This window comes from Cellulosimicrobium protaetiae (assembly GCF_009708005.2).
GTDB lineage: Bacteria > Actinomycetota > Actinomycetes > Actinomycetales > Cellulomonadaceae > Cellulosimicrobium > Cellulosimicrobium protaetiae.
Genome location: NZ_CP052757.1, coordinates 3,477,519 through 3,494,335, shown reverse-complemented (window position 1 = coordinate 3,494,335; position 16,817 = coordinate 3,477,519). Strand labels below are relative to the sequence as shown.

The following is a 16,817-nucleotide window of genomic DNA, read 5'->3' as shown; positions in this document are numbered from 1 at the left end:
GTGGGTGGTGCGGTGCTCAGGCCGTGCAGAACGACGCGAGCAGCTCGGCCGGTGCGTTCGCGGGGCACGGCTCGAACGTGAAGATCACGAGCGTGCCGAGGACCGTGACGACCGTGAACGCGAGGTACAGCGCGAGCTTGAGGACGAGGCGAGTGCCGTCACGCTCGGCGTAGTCGTTGATGATCGTGCGCACGCCGTTGGTGCCGTGGAACATGGCCAGCCACAGCATGAGCAGGTCCCAGATCTGCCAGAACGGCGAGGCCCACTTGCCGGCGACGAAGCCGAAGTCGATCGCGTGCACGCCCTCGCCGACCATGAGGTTGACGAACAGGTGCCCGAAGATGAGGACGATCAGCACGACGCCCGAGGCGCGCATGAAGATCCAGCTGTACAGCTCGTAGTTGCTGCGCGTGGCCTTGCGACGCTGGTACGGGTCGCGCGGGCTCGCGACGGCCGAGCCGGCCGTTGCCGTCGTGGCCATCAGTGCCCACCTCCGAAGACGTTCATGAGGTGACGCGGCAGGAACCCGGCCATCGTCACGACGAACAGGCCGACGACGATCCAGAGCATCGTGCGCTGGTACCGCGGGCCCTTGGCCCAGAAGTCGACCAGGATGATGCGGATGCCGTTGAAGGCGTGGAAGACGATGGCCGCGACCAGTCCCGCCTCGCCCAGGCCCATGATCGGCGTCTGGTACGTCCCGATGACGGCGTTGTAGGCCTCGGGGGAGACCCGGACGAGCGCCGTGTCGAGCACGTGGACGAGCAGGAAGAAGAAGATGAGCACGCCGGTCACGCGATGCGCGACCCACGACCACATGCCTTCACGGCCGCGGTAGAGCGTGCCGGCTGGTGCACTGGGCACTTTGGGGGCCTCCTGGGCGAGATCAGGGGGAGATGTCACGTTCCGGGTCGTGGCCCGGAACTCCCTCAGTCCGGACCGCGGGACCGTCGTCGGCATCGGTCTCTGGGCTTCCACCATAGTGACATCGGCGTCATGATGCGGACCGCCGGAGGCGGCGAAGCGCCCCTGCGCGGGCGGTTTGTGACTGATCCCACAGCCCGCGGGGGAACTGCGCGCGTCACTATGCTGCCCCCATGGCCTCTTCGCCGCACCCCTCGTCCGTGTCGCCGATCCCCGGGTTCCACGCCGTCGTCCCGGCGGGAGGGGCGGGCACGCGGCTGTGGCCGCTGTCGCGCGCGGGCTCGCCCAAGTTCCTGCTCGACCTGACCGGCTCGGGCCGCTCCCTGCTCCAGGCGACGGTCGACCGCCTCGTCCCGCTCGCGGGGGCGCAGGGCGTCGTCCTCGTGACCGGCGACAGGCACGTCGCCGCCGCGCGGACCCAGCTCCCCGAGCTCCCCGCGCAGAACGTCCTCGCCGAGCCGTCGCCGCGCGACTCGATGGCGGCGATCGGGCTCGCGGCGGCGGTCCTCGAGCAGAGGCACGGCGACGTCGTCGTGGGGTCGTTCGCCGCGGACCAGGTCATCACGGGCCGGGACGCCTTCGAGTCGTCGGTGCGGGAGGCGGTCGAGGCGGCCCGCGCGGGCTACGTCGTGACGATCGGCATCGCGGCGTCGCGGCCGTCGACGGCGTTCGGGTACGTCCACAGCGGGGCCCCGCTCGGGGTCGCGGGCGCGCCGAGCGCCCAGCACGTGCGCGGGTTCACCGAGAAGCCGGACGCGGCGACCGCGCAGCGCTACCTCGCGTCGGGGGAGTACCGCTGGAACGCGGGCATGTTCATCGTGCGGTCGTCGGTGCTCCTCGGGCACCTCGAGGACCAGCGCCCGGAGCTCCACGACGGCCTGCGCGCGATCGCCGCCGCCTGGGACGGGCCGGACCGCGACCGCGTGCTCGCCGAGCGCTGGCCCGCCCTGGAGAAGATCGCGATCGACCACGCGGTGGCCGAGCCGGTGGCCGCGGTGGGCGGGGTCGCCGTCGTGCCCGGCACGTTCGGGTGGGACGACGTCGGCGACTTCAACTCGCTCGCCGCCCTGCTGCCCTCGGTCGACGGCGCGGGGTCGAAGGTGCTCGGCGACACGGGTCGCGTCGTGCGCCGGGAGAGCGCCGGGTCGGTCGTCGTGCCGGCGAGCGACCGGGTCGTCACGGTGCTGGGTCTCGACGACGTCGTCGTGGTCGACACGCCGGACGCGCTGCTCGTCACGACGCGCGCCCGCGCGCAGCAGGTCAAGTCGATGGTCGACACGGTGCGCGAGCTCGGGATGGACGAGCTCCTGTGACCGCCGACGTGACCCTCGCCGCCCGCATCGGCGCCGCCGTCGCCCGGCACGTGGACGAGGTCGTGGCGATCCGTCGTGACATCCACGCGCACCCGGAGGTCTCGCGCGCCGAGACGCGGACGACGGCGCTGCTCGCCGACCGGCTGCGCGCGGCGGGCCTCGAGCCGCGGCTCCTGCCCGGCACGGGCCTCGTGTGCGACGTCGGTCCGCAGCCCGGGGACGCCGTCGCGGCGGGTCTGCCCGGCGGCGCGTCGTCGTCCGCGCCGGGCCGGGTCGCCCTGCGCGCGGACATCGACGCGCTGCCCCTGCAGGACCGGTGCGAGCTCCCGTGGGCCTCGACGGTCCCCGGGGTGGCGCACGCGTGCGGCCACGACGTGCACACGGCCGTGGTGCTCGGTGCCGGGCTCGTGCTGGCCGAGCTCCACGCCCAGGGCGAGCTGAGCCGCGGCGTGCGGCTGGTGTTCCAGCCGGCGGAGGAGGTCCAGCCGGGCGGGTCGCTCGACGTCCTCGCGGCGGGCGCGATGGACGGCGTCGACGAGATCTACGCGGTGCACTGCGACCCCAAGGTCGACGTGGGCCGCATCGGGACGCGGATCGGCCCCATCACGTCCGCCTCCGACGAGGTCTCCGTGACCATCGCGTCCCCGGGCGGCCACACGTCGCGACCGCACCTCACGGGCGACGTGGTCTACGCGCTGGGCCAGGTCATCACGCAGGTCCCCGCGGTGCTCGGCCGGCGGCTCGACCCGCGCTCGGGGGTGAACCTCACGTGGGGCGCGGTGCACGCGGGGTCGGCGCACAACGCGATCCCGAGCACGGGGACGGTGCGGGGCACGCTGCGCTGCCTCGACGTGCGGGCGTGGGAGTTCGCGGGGCAGGTGCTGCACGACGCGGTCGAGCAGGTCGTCGCGCCCTACGAGGTCGAGGTGACCGTGCACCACACGCGCGGCGTGCCGCCGGTGGAGAACGACGAGCGCTGCACGGGCCTGCTGGAGGCGGCGGCCCGCGACGTCCTGGGGCCGGACTCCGTCCTGCTGACCGAGCAGTCGCTGGGCGGCGAGGACTTCGCCTGGTACCTGACCAAGGTCCCCGGCGCGATGGCGCGGCTCGGCACGCGGACGCCGGGTGGCCGCAGCTACGACATCCACCAGGGCGACCTGCAGGTCGACGAGCGTGCCGTCGACGCCGGGATGCGACTCCTGGCCCGCGTCGCCGCCGGTCAGGGCGGGTGAAGCGGTCCCGAACCGTGGACAGGGGTGTGTCACGCCTCAGACGCAAAGTGACGCTTGCATAACGAAGCAGCGGCGTTACCGACAAGTAACGTGCAGGACCCCTCCGGCTGATTAGTGTTCGATCCTATAGAGGCCGACGGACCGGTCCTCCCGCGCAACGGTGCTCGGGAGGGCCCAGGGGTCCTTCCCTGCGCGGCCCTGCTACGAGAACGACAGGAGCTATCAGGTGAAGAGAGCGACTCAGGTCACCGCGCTCGCGGCCGTCGCCGCGCTGGCGCTGGCCGCGTGCGGCGCCGCACCCGAGGACGACGAGACGACCGGCGGCGGCGAGGACACGGCGGGCGGGAACTCCGACTTCTCCGCGTGCATGGTGTCCGACGCGGGCGGGTTCGACGACCAGTCCTTCAACCAGGCCGGCTTCGAGGGCCTGGAGCAGGCGGAGTCCGAGCTGGGGATCACGGCCGTCGAGGTCGAGTCCTCCGCGGACACGGACTACGCGCCGAACATCGACAACCTCGTCCAGCAGGGCTGCAACCTCGTCATCGGCGTCGGGTTCCTCCTCGAGGACCCGATCCAGACGGCGGCCGAGGCGAACCCGGACACGAACTTCGCCCTCATCGACTCGTCGTTCTCGGACGCGGAGTTCAACCCGGTCGAGCTCGACAACGCCAAGCCGATCCTCTTCAACACGGCCGAGGCCGCGTTCCTCGCGGGCTACCTCGCCGCGGGGATGAGCGAGACAGGCACCGTCGCGACGTTCGGCGGCATCCAGATCCCGTCGGTCGCGATCTTCATGGACGGCTTCGTCGACGGCGTCGCGAAGTACAACGAGGACAACGGCACCGACGTCAAGACCCTCGGTTGGGACAAGGCCGCCCAGACGGGCTCCTTCACCGGTGACTTCGAGAACCAGGCGAACGGGCAGAACCTCGCCCAGGGCTTCATCGACCAGGGCGCGGACATCATCATGCCCGTCGCCGGCCCGGTCGGCCTCGGTGCGGCGGCCGCCGCCCAGGGCGCCGGCGCGAAGATCATCTGGGTCGACTCGGACGGCTTCCTCACCACCGAGTACGGCGACATCATCATCACCTCGGTGATGAAGCAGATCGGCCCGGCCGTCTTCGACACGGTGAGCGAGTCGGTCGACGGCAACTTCACCAACGAGCCGTACGTGGGCACGCTCGAGAACGAGGGCGTGGGCCTCGCGCCGTTCCACGACTTCGAGGACCAGGTGCCGACCGAGCTCCAGGACCAGCTCGCGCAGTACCAGGAGCAGATCATCGCCGGGGACCTGGTCGTGGAGTCGACCAACACCCCGTGACGACCCGCTGAGACCGCCGGTCCCGGGCCCGTGAGGGCCGTCGAGGGACCGGCGGGACGGTGGCCCGGGCGAGCCCGCCCGGGCCACCGTCGTCTTGAGGCGACGCACGAGGCGACGACGCGACGGAAGTACGGTTCGATGGAGTTCCCTGTTCTCAGAGAGGCCGCCCGGTGAAGCTGGAGCTGCGCGGGATCACGAAGGTGTTCGGGTCCCTGGTCGCGAACGACCACATCGACCTGGTGATCGAACCAGGCGAGATCCACGCCCTGCTGGGCGAGAACGGTGCCGGCAAGAGCACGCTCATGAACGTGCTCTACGGCCTGTACGACCCGGACGAGGGCGAGATCCTCGTCGACGACTCACCGGTCGCCTTCACCGGTCCCGGCGACGCCATGGCGGCGGGCATCGGGATGGTGCACCAGCACTTCATGCTCGTCCCCGTCTTCACCGTCGCGGAGAACGTCGCGCTCGGCCACGAGCCCGTCAAGGGCGCGGGCCTCATCGACGCCCGCCGTGCGCGGGGGCTCGTCCGCGAGATCTCCGACCGGTTCGGGTTCGAGGTCGACCCGGACGCGATGGTCGAGGACATCCCCGTCGGCGTGCAGCAGCGGGTCGAGATCATCAAGGCGCTCTCGCGCGACGCGCGGGTGCTCATCCTCGACGAGCCGACGGCGGTCCTGACCCCGCAGGAGACCGACGAGCTCATCGCGATCATGCGCCAGCTCAAGGCCGCGGGGACGTCGATCGTCTTCATCACGCACAAGCTGCGCGAGGTCCGCGCCGTGGCGGACCGCATCACCGTGATCCGCCGCGGGCAGGTCGTGGGGACCGCGGACCCGAACGCGAGCGAGACCGAGCTCGCCTCGCTCATGGTGGGCCGCTCCGTCTCGCTCGGGGTCGACAAGGCGCCCGCCGAGCCGGGCGACGCGACGTTCCGCGTCACCGACCTCACGGTCATGGACGACCTCGACAACGCGGTCGTCGACCGCGTGAGCCTCGACGTCGCGCGGGGCGAGATCCTCGTCGTCGCCGGGGTCCAGGGCAACGGGCAGACGGAGCTCACCGAGACGATCGTGGGCCTGCGCAAGCCCGTCGCCGGCTCGATCACGCTCGACGGTGCCGAGCTCGTCGGGCGGGGGGTCTCGGACGTCCTCGCCGCCGGCGTCGGGTACGTGCCGGAGGACCGGAGCACCGACGGCATCGTCGGGACGTTCTCCGTCGAGGAGAACCTGGTGCTCGACCTCTTCGACCGCGCGCCCTACTCGCGCGGCGGGGCGCTCAACCGGGCCGCGATCCGCGACAACGCCGAGCAGCGGGTGGTCGAGTTCGACGTCCGCACCCAGACCGTCGAGGTCCCGGCGGGGACCCTCTCCGGCGGCAACCAGCAGAAGGTGGTCCTGGCGCGCGAGATGTCGCGCCCGCTGCGCCTGCTCATCGCGTCGCAGCCGACGCGCGGCCTCGACGTCGGTTCGATCGAGTTCGTCCACAAGCGGGTCGTCGAGGAGCGGGACAACGGCACGCCGGTGATCATCGTGTCGACCGAGCTGGACGAGGTGCTCGCCCTCGCGGACCGGATCGCGGTCATGTACCGCGGACGCGTCGTCGGGGTCGTCCCCGGCGACACCGACCGCGACGTGCTCGGGCTCATGATGGCCGGGGTCCCGCTGGACGAGGCGGTCGCGCAGGCGGCCGTGCACCACACGACCCTCGGCGAGAAGGACATCGAGGCGGGGGACGCGCCGTCGGGCCCGGGGGTCGCCGACGACCTGGCCGGCGCCGACGCCGACGCCCGCGAGGAGGAGATCCAGTGACCCAGCAGGCCACGCCCGACGACGCGTCGGCCGTCCCGCCGACGCCGGCGCCGCCGAGCGACACCACGAAGCCCCGGCCGCCCGCCGGGTCGAGCATCCTGCGCGAGATGCTGGAGAGCAGCTGGCTCGTCTCGCTGCTCGCGATCGTCGCCGCCCTGATCCTCGGCGGGGTCCTCATCGCGGCCGCGGACCCCGAGGTCCAGGAGGCGGCCACCTACTTCTTCGCGCGCCCCTCGGACTTCTTCGCCGCCGTGTGGAACGCCGTGTTCGGCGCGTACAGCGCGCTCTTCCAGGGTGCCGTCGTCAACTTCCAGGCGCCCGACCTCCAGCGAGCGCTCCGCCCGTTGACCGAGACCATGACGGTCTCGACCCCGCTCATCCTCGCGGGTCTCGGCCTCGGCATCGGCTTCCGCGCCGGCCTGTTCAACATCGGTGCGCAGGGCCAGATCATCCTCGGCGGCATCTTCGCCGGGTTCATCGGCTTCACGTTCTCCCTGCCCCCGGGCCTCCACCTGCTGCTCGCCGTGCTCGGTGCCGCGCTCGGCGGCGCGATCTGGGCGAGCATCGCGGGCGTCCTCAAGGCCCGGACGGGCGCGCACGAGGTGATCGTCACGATCATGCTCAACAACATCGCGATCTACCTCGTGGCCTACCTGCTCACGACCCCCGCGTTCCAGCGACCCGGGAGCAGCAACCCGATCAGCCCACCCATCCCGAGCTCGGCGACGTTCCCCCTGCTCCTCGGTGAGGGGTTCCGGCTGCACCTCGGCTTCGTGCTCGCCCTGCTCGCGGCGGTGGGCGTCTGGTGGCTCATGGAGCGCTCGACGCTCGGCTTCCGCTTCCGCGCCGTCGGCGAGAACCCCCACGCCGCACGCACGGCGGGCATCTCCGTCGCGTGGGTGACGGTCTGGGTCATGGCCCTCGCCGGGGCGCTCGCCGGTCTCGGCGGCGCAGCGCAGGTCCTCGGCACGGAGAAGGTCCTCACCGCGGGCGTCGCCGCGAGCTTCGGCTTCGACGCGATCACGGTCGCCCTGCTCGGCCGGTCCCGTCCGCTCGGCACGGTCCTCGCCGGGCTGCTCTTCGGAGCGCTCCGCGCGGGCGGCTTCGCGATGCAGGCACGGACCGGCACGCCGATCGACATCGTGCTCGTCGTGCAGTCCCTCATCGTGCTCTTCATCGCCGCCCCGCCCCTCGTGCGGGCGATCTTCCGCCTCCCGACCCCTGGTGGCCCGACGCGCGCCGAGCGGCACGCCGCGCGGCGCCGCGCCAAGGCGTCCACGACCACGACGACGACCCAGGAGGCCGGAGCATGAGCACCGCGACCAGCACCCCGGCGCCGGCCTCCGCGCCGGAGCGCGCGCCCAAGCCGCTGCCTCCGATCAGCTGGAAGGCCCCGGTCGCGTACGCGGTCATCGGGCTCCTGTCGCTCGTCTTCTTCGCCCTGCTCCCCGCGGGCGGGCAGCAGACGACGTACCGCCTGTCGACGGCGAACGACTTCTTCCAGATCGAGCCGATCACGGTGAGCTCGACCGGCGCCGCGCTGTTCCTGTCGATCCTCGCGCTCCTGCTGGCCGGGCTGTCGTTCTGGGCCGCGCGCGACCGGCGCAAGGTGGGCATCTGGCTGCCGATCGTCTTCGGCGTCGCCGTCGTCTTCGCCTTCCTGAGCTGGGCCGGGGCCGGCAAGTCCGCGATCCCGCTGACGGGCCTGCTCCAGGGTTCGCTGTTCCTCGCGGTCCCGCTGGTGTTCGGCGCCCTCTCGGGCGTGCTCTGCGAGCGCGTCGGGATCATCAACATCGCGATCGAGGGCCAGCTCCTCGCGGGGGCGTTCCTCGCCGCGGTCGTCGCGTCGCTCACGTCGAGCGCCTACGCCGGCCTCATCGCGGCACCGATCGCGGGCGCCCTCGTGGGCGTGCTGCTCGTGATCTTCTCCGTGAAGTACTGGGTGAACCAGATCATCGTCGGCGTCGTGCTCAACGTGCTCGTGGTCGGTGTGACGAGCTACCTCTACTCCACGGTGCTCACCGAGGACCCGGGCACGTGGAACACGCGCACCCCGCTCCCGGTGATCGAGATCCCGGTGCTCTCGCAGATCCCCGTCGTGGGGCCGGTGCTGTTCCGCCAGACGCTGCTCGTCTACATCATGTACGTCGTCGTGATCCTGCTGCAGGTCTTCCTCTTCCGGAGCCGCTGGGGTTTGCGCCTGCGCGCCGTCGGCGAGCACCCCAAGGCAGCCGACACGGTCGGCATCAAGGTCAACGCGACCCGCGTGCGCAACACGATCCTCGGCGGCGCGGTCGCCGGCCTCGGCGGCGCGTTCTTCACGGTCGCGGCCGGCCTCGCGTTCGGCAAGGAGATGACGGGCGGCAAGGGCTTCATCGCCCTCGCGGCCATGATCCTCGGGCGGTGGAACCCGGTCGGCGCGCTCGTCGCGGCGCTCCTGTTCGGCTTCTCGGACAACCTCCAGACGGTGCTCGGCATCGTCGGCACGCCGATCCCGAGCCAGATCATGCTCATGACGCCCTACGTCGTGACGATCTTCGCCGTCGCGGGGCTCGTCGGGCGCGTGCGCCCGCCGGCCGCCGAGGGCATCCCCTACGTGAAGTGAGGCCACGGTGCCGATGACAGACCTGCCGCACGTGCACGGCGCCGAGCCCCGGCCGGGCGAGGGGACGGACCAGGGCGGGACCGCCGTCGGGCCGCCCGTCGACTGGGACTCCCTGCGCGACGCTGCGCGCGAGATCATGACCCGCGCGTACGCCCCCTACTCGGGCTTCCCGGTGGGGGCGGCCGCGCTCGTCGACGACGGGCGTGTCGTCGTCGGGTGCAACGTCGAGAACGCCGCGTACGGCGTCACGCTGTGCGCGGAGTGCTCGCTCGTGAGCTCGCTCGTCGGATCCGGGGGCGGCCGCCTCGTGGCGTTCGCGTGCGTGGACCGGCACGGCGCGACGCTCATGCCGTGCGGGCGTTGCCGACAGCTCCTGTGGGAGCACGGGGGCCCCGACCTGCTGGTCGACACCGTGCGTGGTATCAAGACGATGAGGGACGTGCTGCCCGACGCCTTCGGGCCCGAGGATCTGGAGGAGCGCTCGTGACCAGCGACGACGTGACCCCGCAGGGTGGCGGGACCGAGGACCAGGACGCGACGGCCGAGGCGGCCGTCGGGGCCGGCGACGACGGGGGAGCGGACGGCGAGGGACCGGCCCCCGAGCCGTTCGACGCCGTCGACGTCATCCGGACGAAGCGCGACGGCGCGCGGCTCGACGCAGCACAGATCGACTGGGTGATCGACGCCTACACGCGCGGCGTCGTCGCCGAGGAGCAGATGGCCGCGCTCGCGATGGCGATCTACCTCAACGGCATGGACCGGACCGAGATCGGTCGCTGGACGCAGGCGATGATCGCCTCGGGCGAGCGGATGGACTTCTCGGGGCTCTCGCGGCCGACGGCGGACAAGCACTCGACCGGGGGCGTGGGGGACAAGATCACGCTGCCGCTCGCGCCGCTCGTCGCCGTGTACGGCGTCGCGGTACCGCAGCTTTCGGGGCGCGGTCTGGGGCACACGGGCGGAACGCTCGACAAGCTCGAGGCGATCCCGGGGTGGCGCGCGGCGCTCACCAACGAGCAGATGATGAACGCGCTCGAGCACGTCGGTGCGGTGATCTGCCAGGCGGGCTCCGGCCTCGCGCCCGCGGACCGCCTCCTGTACGCGCTGCGCGACGTCACGGGCACGGTCGAGTCGATCCCGCTCATCGCGAGCTCGATCATGAGCAAGAAGATCGCGGAGGGCACCGGGGCTCTGGTGCTCGACGTCAAGGTCGGGTCCGGTGCGTTCATGAAGGAGCTGGGCTCGGCGCGCGAGCTCGCGCGGACCATGGTCGACCTCGGTACCGACGCCGGCGTGCGCACGGTCGCCCTGCTCACGGACATGTCGACGCCGCTCGGGCTCACCGCGGGCAACGCGCTCGAGGTGCGCGAGTCCGTCGAGGTGATGAAGGGCGAGGGTCCGCAGGACGTCGTCGACCTCACGGTCGCGCTCGCGCTCGAGATGCTCGCCGGGGCGGGTCGCCCGCAGGACGAGGACGACGTGCGGCACGCGCTCGTGGGCGGGCGCGCGCTCGACAAGTGGCGCGCGATGATCGCCGAGCAGGGCGGCGACTCGCGGGCCCCGCTGCCGGTCGCGCGCGAGCGGGAGCACGTCGTCGCCGACCGGGACGGCGTCCTCGAACGACTCGACGCGTACGCCGTCGGCGTCGCCGCCTGGCGGCTCGGGGCCGGCCGCGCGCGCAAGGAGGACCCGGTGCAGGCGGGCGCGGGCGTCGAGCTCTTCGCCAAGCCCGGTGACGCCGTGCGCAAGGGGCAGCACCTCATGACGCTGCACACGGACACCCCGGAGCGCTTCGAGCGTGCCGTGCAGGCCCTCGACGGCGCGTGGGCGGTCGCCGACCCGGGCACCGTCGTCGAGCGCGGTCCCGTCGTCCTGGACCGCGTGGACTGACCGTGGGCGTGAGCTGAGCGTGGGGTCCGATGAGCCCGCCGCGGCGGAGCGCGCCGACACGCGCCGTCCTCGCTCCGTCTACGGGGTGGGGACCGAGCCGGACGCGCGGTTCAGCCTCGCGAACGAGCGGACCGCGCTCGCGTGGGTGCGGACCGGGCTGGGCCTGGTCGCGGGCGGCGTCGCGCTGACGTCGTTCGCGACGTTCGCCGACATGCCCGGGGTCCTCGACGTCGTGGCGGGGGTCGCGTGCCTCGCGGGCGCGGGGTTCGCCGGGTACGCGCTCGTCGCGTGGCGCCGCAACGAGCGCGCGCTGCGGCTGCGCCGCCGGCTGCCCTCGCCGAGCGGCCTGCCGGTCCTCGTGGCCGGGGTCGTCGTCCTCGGTCTGCTCATCGCCGGGTACGCCGTGGGGGCGGCGACCGGGTCGTGAGCAGGGAGCCCGAACCGCCCGCGGGCGCTCCCCGCGACGAGGGTCTGCAGCCGGAGCGGACGGCGCTCGCCTGGCAGCGGACGGTGCTCGGCGTCGTCGTCGGTTCGCTCGTCCTGGCGGCGGCGGGCCTGCGCGTCGGCTCCGTCGTGACCGTGTGCGCCGCGGTCGCGGTCGCGGTGCTCGCGCTCGTGCCCGCGGTGCTGAGCCCCCCGACCGGGGGGCTCCCTGGCGACGGGATGCTCCACTCGTGGTCGTTCCTGGTTCGCGTCGCGTCGCTCGTCGTGGTGCTCGCGCTCGTGGGTTCGGTCTGGTCGTTCGGCCGGGCGCTGGGTGCCGCGTGAACCTCGGCGCCGTGCTCGGCAGCCTTCGTGCGACGGACGTCGCGCGTCTCGCACCGCGGCGTGCGGTGCCCCCGGGGCCGCCCGAGGGCCGATACCTGCCCGACGGCGGGATCGACCGTTCCCTCGACCTCGCCCGCCGGGCGGGACACCCTGCAGACCTCGTCCGCGCCCTCGCGTCGACGCTGAGCGTGCTCGACCCGAGGACCCGGCGTGCCGTCGTCGACCCGATCGGCAGGCTCGGGGTTCATAGCCGGTCCGACGGCGGAGCGCTGGTCCGGCCGGTCGAGCTCGGCGGGGACCGGGCGCAGCAGACCGACGCGACCACCTGCGGCTCCGCGGTGCTCGGTCTGCTCGCCGCGGTGGGCGACCCGGTGCTCGCGCTGTGGCTCGCCACGGGGCTGCGCCCGGGCGACGCCCCCGGGTCGGGTCGTCGGCCCTGGACCGGCGGTGCGGCGCGGTTCGGGGAGCTGCAACGGGCGGTGAAGCGGCGCACCAACCGCGCCGCCCTCGGTCCGCTGCCGTGGCCGGCTGCCCTCGGGACTCCACCCTGGGGTGCGGCGCGCACCGCGCGCTACGCCGACGTCCGGTACGGCGAGCGCGTCGTCCGGGGACGCTCCGGGTCCGGGGACCCGGAGCCGGAGGTCCGGGCCGCCCTCGTCGCGGCGGCACGCGGCGTCCCCGTGCCGCTCTTCACGGGCGGCGATCTCGCGCTGGGGATCGAGACCGCCGTGCCACGGCACGTCGTGCTCCTCGCCCTCGCCGACGCGCAGCTGCGGCGCTGCCAGGTCTACGAGCCGTCGACCGGCACGGTGCACGACCTCGAAACGGGCGCGCTGCTCGACGGCCGGCACACCCCCGAGGTGCGGCGAGCGCTCGGCGGCTGGCCGCACGTCTGCTGGGCGCTGCTCCCCTCGGGTCGCGCTGGCGAGGCCACGGGCCCCGCGGGAGGATGGACGTAGCCGCCACGGTCTGTGCCGGCGTCGAGTCGTCAGGTGAGGAGTCGCCATGAGCACCGTGCCCGGGAACGACGCGTGGCGGGACGCCGGCCTGGTCGAGCCGGACGACGAGGTCGTGAGCCTGGTCGAGGAGTCGGAGGACGACGGCGCCGGCGTCGACGACGCCGAGCACGAGGGCGACGAGTACCGTCCGCGCACCGCGCGACCGGACCTCGAGGGCGAGGCGAACGAGGCCGACGTCGTCGAGCAGGCGTCCGCCGTGCCGGGCGAGGAGGACGACTACGCCTGACCGGCCGGGCACCGGGCGACGGCTCGGCGCGAGCGCAGGCTTACCGGCCGGTACCGTGAGCGCATGACCACCGAGAACGCCCCCCTGACGGTCGACGTCATCCGCGCGCTGCCCAAGGTCGTGCTGCACGACCACCTCGACGGGGGGCTCCGCCCCGCCACGATCCTCGAGCTCGCCGCCGACGTCGGGCACCAGCTCCCCGCGGGCGACGCCGAGTCCCTCGGCGCCTGGTTCGCCGAGTCGGCCGACTCCGGCTCGCTCGTGCGCTACCTCGAGACGTTCGACCACACCATCGCCGTCATGCAGACGCGCGACGCCCTCGCGCGGGTGGCGCGCGAGGCGGTCCTCGACCTCGCACGCGACGGCGTCGTGTACGCCGAGCAGCGCTGGGCGCCCGAGCAGCACCTCCAGCGCGGGCTCTCCCTCCAGGAGACGGTCGACGCCGTGCAGGCGGGCATCGAGCAGGGCGTCGCCGAGGCCGCCGCCGAGGGACGGACCATCCGCGTCGGGCAGCTCGTCACCGCGATGCGGCACGCCGACCGCTGGCAGGAGATCGCCGAGCTCGCCGTCGCGAACCGCGCCAACGGCGTCGTCGGGTTCGACATCGCCGGCGCCGAGGACGGGTTCCCGCCCTCGCGCCACGCGGAGATCTGGCGCTACCTCGCGGACCAGAACTTCCCCGTCACCATCCACGCGGGCGAGGCGGCGGGACCGGGGTCGATCGGCGAGGCCGTGCACCTCGGCCAGGCGAGCCGCATCGGCCATGGCGTGCGGATCGTCGAGGACATCACGTTCGACCCGGAGCACCCGCACAGCGCGGAGGGGGAGTCGGGGACGGCCGCGCTCGGCCTCCTCGCGCACTGGGTGCGCGACCACCAGATCCCGCTCGAGCTCTGCCCGTCGTCCAACGTGCAGACCGGAGCGGCGACGTCGATCGCCGCGCACCCGATCACGCGGCTCAAGGAGCTCGACTTCGCGGTCACGCTCAACACCGACAACCGCCTCATGTCGCGCACGACGATGACGCAGGAGATGGCGCTCCTCGTCGAGCACGCGGGCTGGACGATCGACGACCTCGCGGACGTGACGATGACCGCGGCGTGGAGCGCGTTCGTCCATCACGACGAGCGTCGCGCGCTCGTCGACGACGTGATCCTGCCGGGCTACCAGGAGGTCCAGGGCGCCCAGCTCTGAGCGGACCTGCAGACCCGCCCGGGTCGCCGAACATGACTGTGGTGCCGTGATCGACGCGATCACGGCACCACGGTCGTGCTGGCAGGGTCAGACGCCCTTGGGGTGCCAGACCGTCTTGGTCTCGGTGAACGCGAGGATGCGCTGGGGGCGCGGAGCCTCGGTCCAGTCCGGCTCGGCGTCGTCGCCGCGGCGTCCGACGGCGGGGCGCAGGACGCGCTTGACCGAGTCGGCCGCGGCGGCCTCAAGCTCGCCCCAGACGACACCCTCGGCGCCGACGGCGCCCGCGAGGTCGAGCGCGTTGACGTCGAGGTGCGACGCGAGCGGGGGAGCGAGCTCCTTCGTGAAGCCCGTGAGGACGTTGACCACGCCGCCGGGGACGTCCGACGTCGCGAGGACCTCGGAGAGGGTGACCGCCGGGATCGGGCGCTGCTCGCTCGCGACGACGATCACCGCGTTGCCCGTGACGAGCGGCGGGACGATCGTCGAGACGAGGCCGAGCAGCGACGAGCGCTGCGGCGCGAGGCAGACGACGACGCCCGTCGGCTCGGGCGACGACAGGTTGAAGTACGGTCCGGCGACCGGGTTGGCGGAGCCGGCGACCTGCGCGACCTTGTCCGTCCAGCCCGCGTACCAGACCCAGCGGTCGATCGCCTCGGAGACAGCGAGCTCCGCCTGGCGCGCCGTGAGCCCTTCGCCCGCGACGACCTCGGCGACGAACTGCTCGCGGCGTCCCTCCAGCATCTCCGCGACGCGGTAGAGCACCTGGCCGCGGTTGTACGCCGTCGCGCCGGCCCACTTCGCCTGCGCGGCGCGTGCGGCGACGACGGCCTCGCGCGCGTCCTTGCGCGAGCCCTGCGCGACGTTCGCGAGGAACCGGCCCTTGGTGTCCGTCACCTCGTACGTGCGGCCCGACTCGCTGCGGGGGAACTTCCCGCCGACGTAGAGCTTGTACGTCTTGCGCACCCCGAGGCGCTCGGGCGCGGTGCGGGGTGTGCTGGCGGTCGCCTTCGTCGTGCGGGCCATCAGTAGGTGCTCCCCTCGATCAGGTAGGGCGCCAGGCCGTGCCGGCCGCCCTCACGTCCGTAGCCCGACTCCTTGTAGCCGCCGAACGGGCTGGTCGGGTCGAACCGGTTGAAGGTGTTGGACCACACGACGCCCGCGCGGAGCTGGTCGGCCATCCACAGGATGCGCGACCCCTTCTCCGTCCAGATCCCCGCGGAGAGCCCGTAGGGGGTGTTGTTCGCCTTGGCGACGGCTTCGGCAGGGGTGCGGAACGTCAGGACGCTCAGCACGGGGCCGAAGATCTCCTCGCGCGCGATGCGGTGCGCGGCCGAGACGCCCGTGAAGAGCGTCGGGGCGAACCAGTAGCCCGACGACGGCAGCTCGCAGTCCGGGCTCCAGCGCGTCGCGCCCTCGGCGGTACCGGCGTCGGTGAGCTCGGTGATGCGCGCGAGCTGCTGGGGCGAGTTGATCGCGCCGACGTCGGTGTTCTTGTCCATCGGGTCGCCGACGCGCAGCGTGCTCAGGCGCGCCTTGAGCCGGTCGACGAGCTCCTCGGCGATCGTCTCCTGCACCAGCAGGCGTGAGCCCGCGCAGCAGACTTGGCCCTGGTTGAAGAAGATGCCGTTGACGATGCCCTCGATCGCCTGGTCGATCGGCGCGTCGTCGAACACGATGTTCGCGGCCTTGCCGCCGAGCTCGAGCGTCGCGTGCTTGCGTGTGCCCGCGATCTCCTGGGCGATGCGCTTGCCGACCGGGGTCGATCCCGTGAACGCGATCTTGTCGACGTCCGGGTGGTTGACCAGCGCGGAGCCCGTGGCGCGCGCGCCGGTGACGATGTTCACGACGCCGGGCGGCAGCTCGGCCTGGCGCAGCAGGTCCGCGAACAGGAGCGCCGTGAGCGGCGTCGTCTCTGCGGGCTTGAGCACGACGGTGTTGCCCGTCGCGAGCGCGGGGGCGATCTTCCACGCGAGCATGAGCAGCGGGAAGTTCCACGGGATGACCTGGGCGGCGACGCCGTGCGGGCGCGGGTCGGGCCCGTAGCCCGCGTGCTCGAGCTTGTCGGCCCAGCCGGCGTAGTAGAAGAAGTGCGCGGCGGCCGTCGGGACGTCGACGTCGCGCGACTCGCGGATCGGCTTGCCGTTGTCGAGCGTCTCGAGGACCGCGAACTCGCGCGAGCGCTCGGCCAGCAGGCGCGCGATGCGGAAGAGGTACTTGGCGCGCTCGCGCCCCGGCATGGGGCCCCACACCTTCTCCTGCGCGCGGCGCGCGGCGCGGACGGCGCGGTCGACGTCCTCCTCGGTCGCCTCGGCGACCTCGGCGAGGACCTCCTCCGTGGCGGGGTTGACGGTCTTGAACGAGCCGGAGTCCGACGCGGGCGTGAACTCGCCGTCGATGAAGAGGCCGTACGAGGACGCGATGTCGACGACGGCGCGCGACTCGGGGGCCGGCGCGTACTCGAACGGCGAGCCGGCCGTGCTTGCTGTGGTGGTCATGGTGTGTCCTTGAGTCCCG

At 72.9% G+C, this 16,817-nt stretch carries 17 protein-coding genes; 13 read left to right on the top strand and 4 right to left on the bottom strand.

The window, feature by feature from the left end; genetic code table 11:
- Positions 1–16: 16 nt before the first annotated feature.
- Together FIC82_RS15080 and sdhC are read right to left on the bottom strand one after the other, a co-directional pair.
- Positions 17–481, bottom strand: a complete 465-nt coding sequence (locus tag FIC82_RS15080; RefSeq protein WP_154799050.1) for a succinate dehydrogenase hydrophobic membrane anchor subunit — start codon at positions 479–481, stop codon at positions 17–19.
- The gene (sdhC, locus tag FIC82_RS15075) at positions 481–864 is read right to left on the bottom strand and encodes a succinate dehydrogenase, cytochrome b556 subunit (protein WP_081772373.1); all 384 of its coding nucleotides are present in this window, start codon (positions 862–864) and stop codon (positions 481–483) included. Before sdhC ends, FIC82_RS15080 begins: the two co-directional genes overlap by 1 nt.
- A gap of 233 nt (positions 865–1,097) precedes the next feature.
- Here sdhC and FIC82_RS15070 point away from each other — a divergent pair, with 233 nt between their 5' ends.
- The 13 genes from FIC82_RS15070 to FIC82_RS15010 all read left to right on the top strand — a co-directional run bounded on the left by FIC82_RS15070 (position 1,098) and on the right by FIC82_RS15010 (position 14,303).
- Positions 1,098–2,237, top strand: coding sequence for a mannose-1-phosphate guanylyltransferase (locus FIC82_RS15070; RefSeq protein ID WP_154799048.1), 1,140 nt, complete (start codon positions 1,098–1,100; stop codon positions 2,235–2,237).
- The gene (locus FIC82_RS15065; RefSeq protein ID WP_168731946.1) at positions 2,234–3,469 is read left to right on the top strand and encodes an amidohydrolase; all 1,236 of its coding nucleotides are present in this window, start codon (positions 2,234–2,236) and stop codon (positions 3,467–3,469) included. The genes FIC82_RS15070 and FIC82_RS15065 overlap by 4 nt, the downstream gene beginning before the upstream one ends.
- A gap of 226 nt (positions 3,470–3,695) precedes the next feature.
- Positions 3,696–4,790, top strand: coding sequence for a BMP family lipoprotein (locus FIC82_RS15060; protein WP_168731945.1), 1,095 nt, complete (start codon positions 3,696–3,698; stop codon positions 4,788–4,790).
- Between the two features lie 170 nt (positions 4,791–4,960).
- Positions 4,961–6,601, top strand: a complete 1,641-nt coding sequence (locus tag FIC82_RS15055) for an ABC transporter ATP-binding protein (RefSeq protein WP_168731944.1) — start codon at positions 4,961–4,963, stop codon at positions 6,599–6,601.
- A complete protein-coding gene (locus FIC82_RS15050) occupies positions 6,598–7,914 on the top strand; it encodes an ABC transporter permease (RefSeq protein WP_418884326.1) in 1,317 nt (438 codons plus the stop codon). Before FIC82_RS15055 ends, FIC82_RS15050 begins: the two co-directional genes overlap by 4 nt.
- Positions 7,911–9,206, top strand: coding sequence for an ABC transporter permease (locus tag FIC82_RS15045; protein WP_154799047.1), 1,296 nt, complete (start codon positions 7,911–7,913; stop codon positions 9,204–9,206). The genes FIC82_RS15050 and FIC82_RS15045 overlap by 4 nt, the downstream gene beginning before the upstream one ends.
- Positions 9,207–9,219: 13 nt before the next feature.
- Positions 9,220–9,693 carry a cytidine deaminase gene (locus tag FIC82_RS15040; RefSeq protein ID WP_154799046.1) on the top strand — a complete coding sequence of 158 codons (474 nt, stop codon included), beginning with the start codon at positions 9,220–9,222 and terminating at the stop codon, positions 9,691–9,693.
- A 137-nt stretch (positions 9,694–9,830) separates the two neighbouring features.
- Positions 9,831–11,096, top strand: a complete 1,266-nt coding sequence (locus tag FIC82_RS15035; RefSeq protein WP_253691838.1) for a thymidine phosphorylase — start codon at positions 9,831–9,833, stop codon at positions 11,094–11,096.
- A gap of 19 nt (positions 11,097–11,115) precedes the next feature.
- Positions 11,116–11,523 (top strand): YidH family protein, encoded by a 408-nt coding sequence (locus tag FIC82_RS15030; protein ID WP_253691209.1) that lies wholly within the window; start codon positions 11,116–11,118, stop codon positions 11,521–11,523.
- Positions 11,520–11,864: a DUF202 domain-containing protein gene (locus FIC82_RS15025; protein ID WP_168731943.1), complete on the top strand. Its 345-nt coding sequence runs from the start codon at positions 11,520–11,522 to the stop codon at positions 11,862–11,864. The genes FIC82_RS15030 and FIC82_RS15025 overlap by 4 nt, the downstream gene beginning before the upstream one ends.
- The gene (locus FIC82_RS15020) at positions 11,861–12,823 is read left to right on the top strand and encodes a hypothetical protein (RefSeq protein WP_154799045.1); all 963 of its coding nucleotides are present in this window, start codon (positions 11,861–11,863) and stop codon (positions 12,821–12,823) included. Before FIC82_RS15025 ends, FIC82_RS15020 begins: the two co-directional genes overlap by 4 nt.
- Before the next feature lie 46 nt (positions 12,824–12,869).
- Positions 12,870–13,109: a hypothetical protein gene (locus FIC82_RS15015; RefSeq protein WP_154799044.1), complete on the top strand. Its 240-nt coding sequence runs from the start codon at positions 12,870–12,872 to the stop codon at positions 13,107–13,109.
- 63 nt (positions 13,110–13,172) lie between these two features.
- A complete protein-coding gene (locus FIC82_RS15010; RefSeq protein ID WP_154799043.1) occupies positions 13,173–14,303 on the top strand; it encodes an adenosine deaminase in 1,131 nt (376 codons plus the stop codon).
- Positions 14,304–14,390: 87 nt separating this feature from the next.
- On the opposite strand, the gene FIC82_RS15005 is transcribed toward FIC82_RS15010, so the two are convergent.
- On the bottom strand, positions 14,391–15,326 hold the full coding sequence (locus FIC82_RS15005) for an aldehyde dehydrogenase family protein (RefSeq protein ID WP_154799042.1): 936 nt from the start codon (positions 15,324–15,326) through the stop codon (positions 14,391–14,393).
- A complete protein-coding gene (locus FIC82_RS15000; RefSeq protein ID WP_154799041.1) occupies positions 15,326–16,798 on the bottom strand; it encodes an aldehyde dehydrogenase family protein in 1,473 nt (490 codons plus the stop codon). The genes FIC82_RS15005 and FIC82_RS15000 overlap by 1 nt, the downstream gene beginning before the upstream one ends.
- Between the last annotated feature and the right edge of the window lie 19 nt (positions 16,799–16,817).

Bases quoted from the DNA above. Each gene is read 5' to 3' on its own strand.
- FIC82_RS15080 (WP_154799050.1), bottom strand. From the start codon at position 481: ATGGCCACGACGGCAACGGCCGGCTCGGCCGTCGCGAGCCCGCGCGAC.
- FIC82_RS15070 (WP_154799048.1), top strand. From the start codon at position 1,098: ATGGCCTCTTCGCCGCACCCCTCGTCCGTGTCGCCGATCCCCGGGTTC.
- FIC82_RS15045 (WP_154799047.1), top strand. From the start codon at position 7,911: ATGAGCACCGCGACCAGCACCCCGGCGCCGGCCTCCGCGCCGGAGCGC.
- FIC82_RS15040 (WP_154799046.1), top strand. From the start codon at position 9,220: ATGACAGACCTGCCGCACGTGCACGGCGCCGAGCCCCGGCCGGGCGAG.
- FIC82_RS15015 (WP_154799044.1), top strand. From the start codon at position 12,870: ATGAGCACCGTGCCCGGGAACGACGCGTGGCGGGACGCCGGCCTGGTC.
- FIC82_RS15010 (WP_154799043.1), top strand. From the start codon at position 13,173: ATGACCACCGAGAACGCCCCCCTGACGGTCGACGTCATCCGCGCGCTG.
- FIC82_RS15005 (WP_154799042.1), bottom strand. From the start codon at position 15,326: ATGGCCCGCACGACGAAGGCGACCGCCAGCACACCCCGCACCGCGCCC.
- FIC82_RS15000 (WP_154799041.1), bottom strand. From the start codon at position 16,798: ATGACCACCACAGCAAGCACGGCCGGCTCGCCGTTCGAGTACGCGCCG.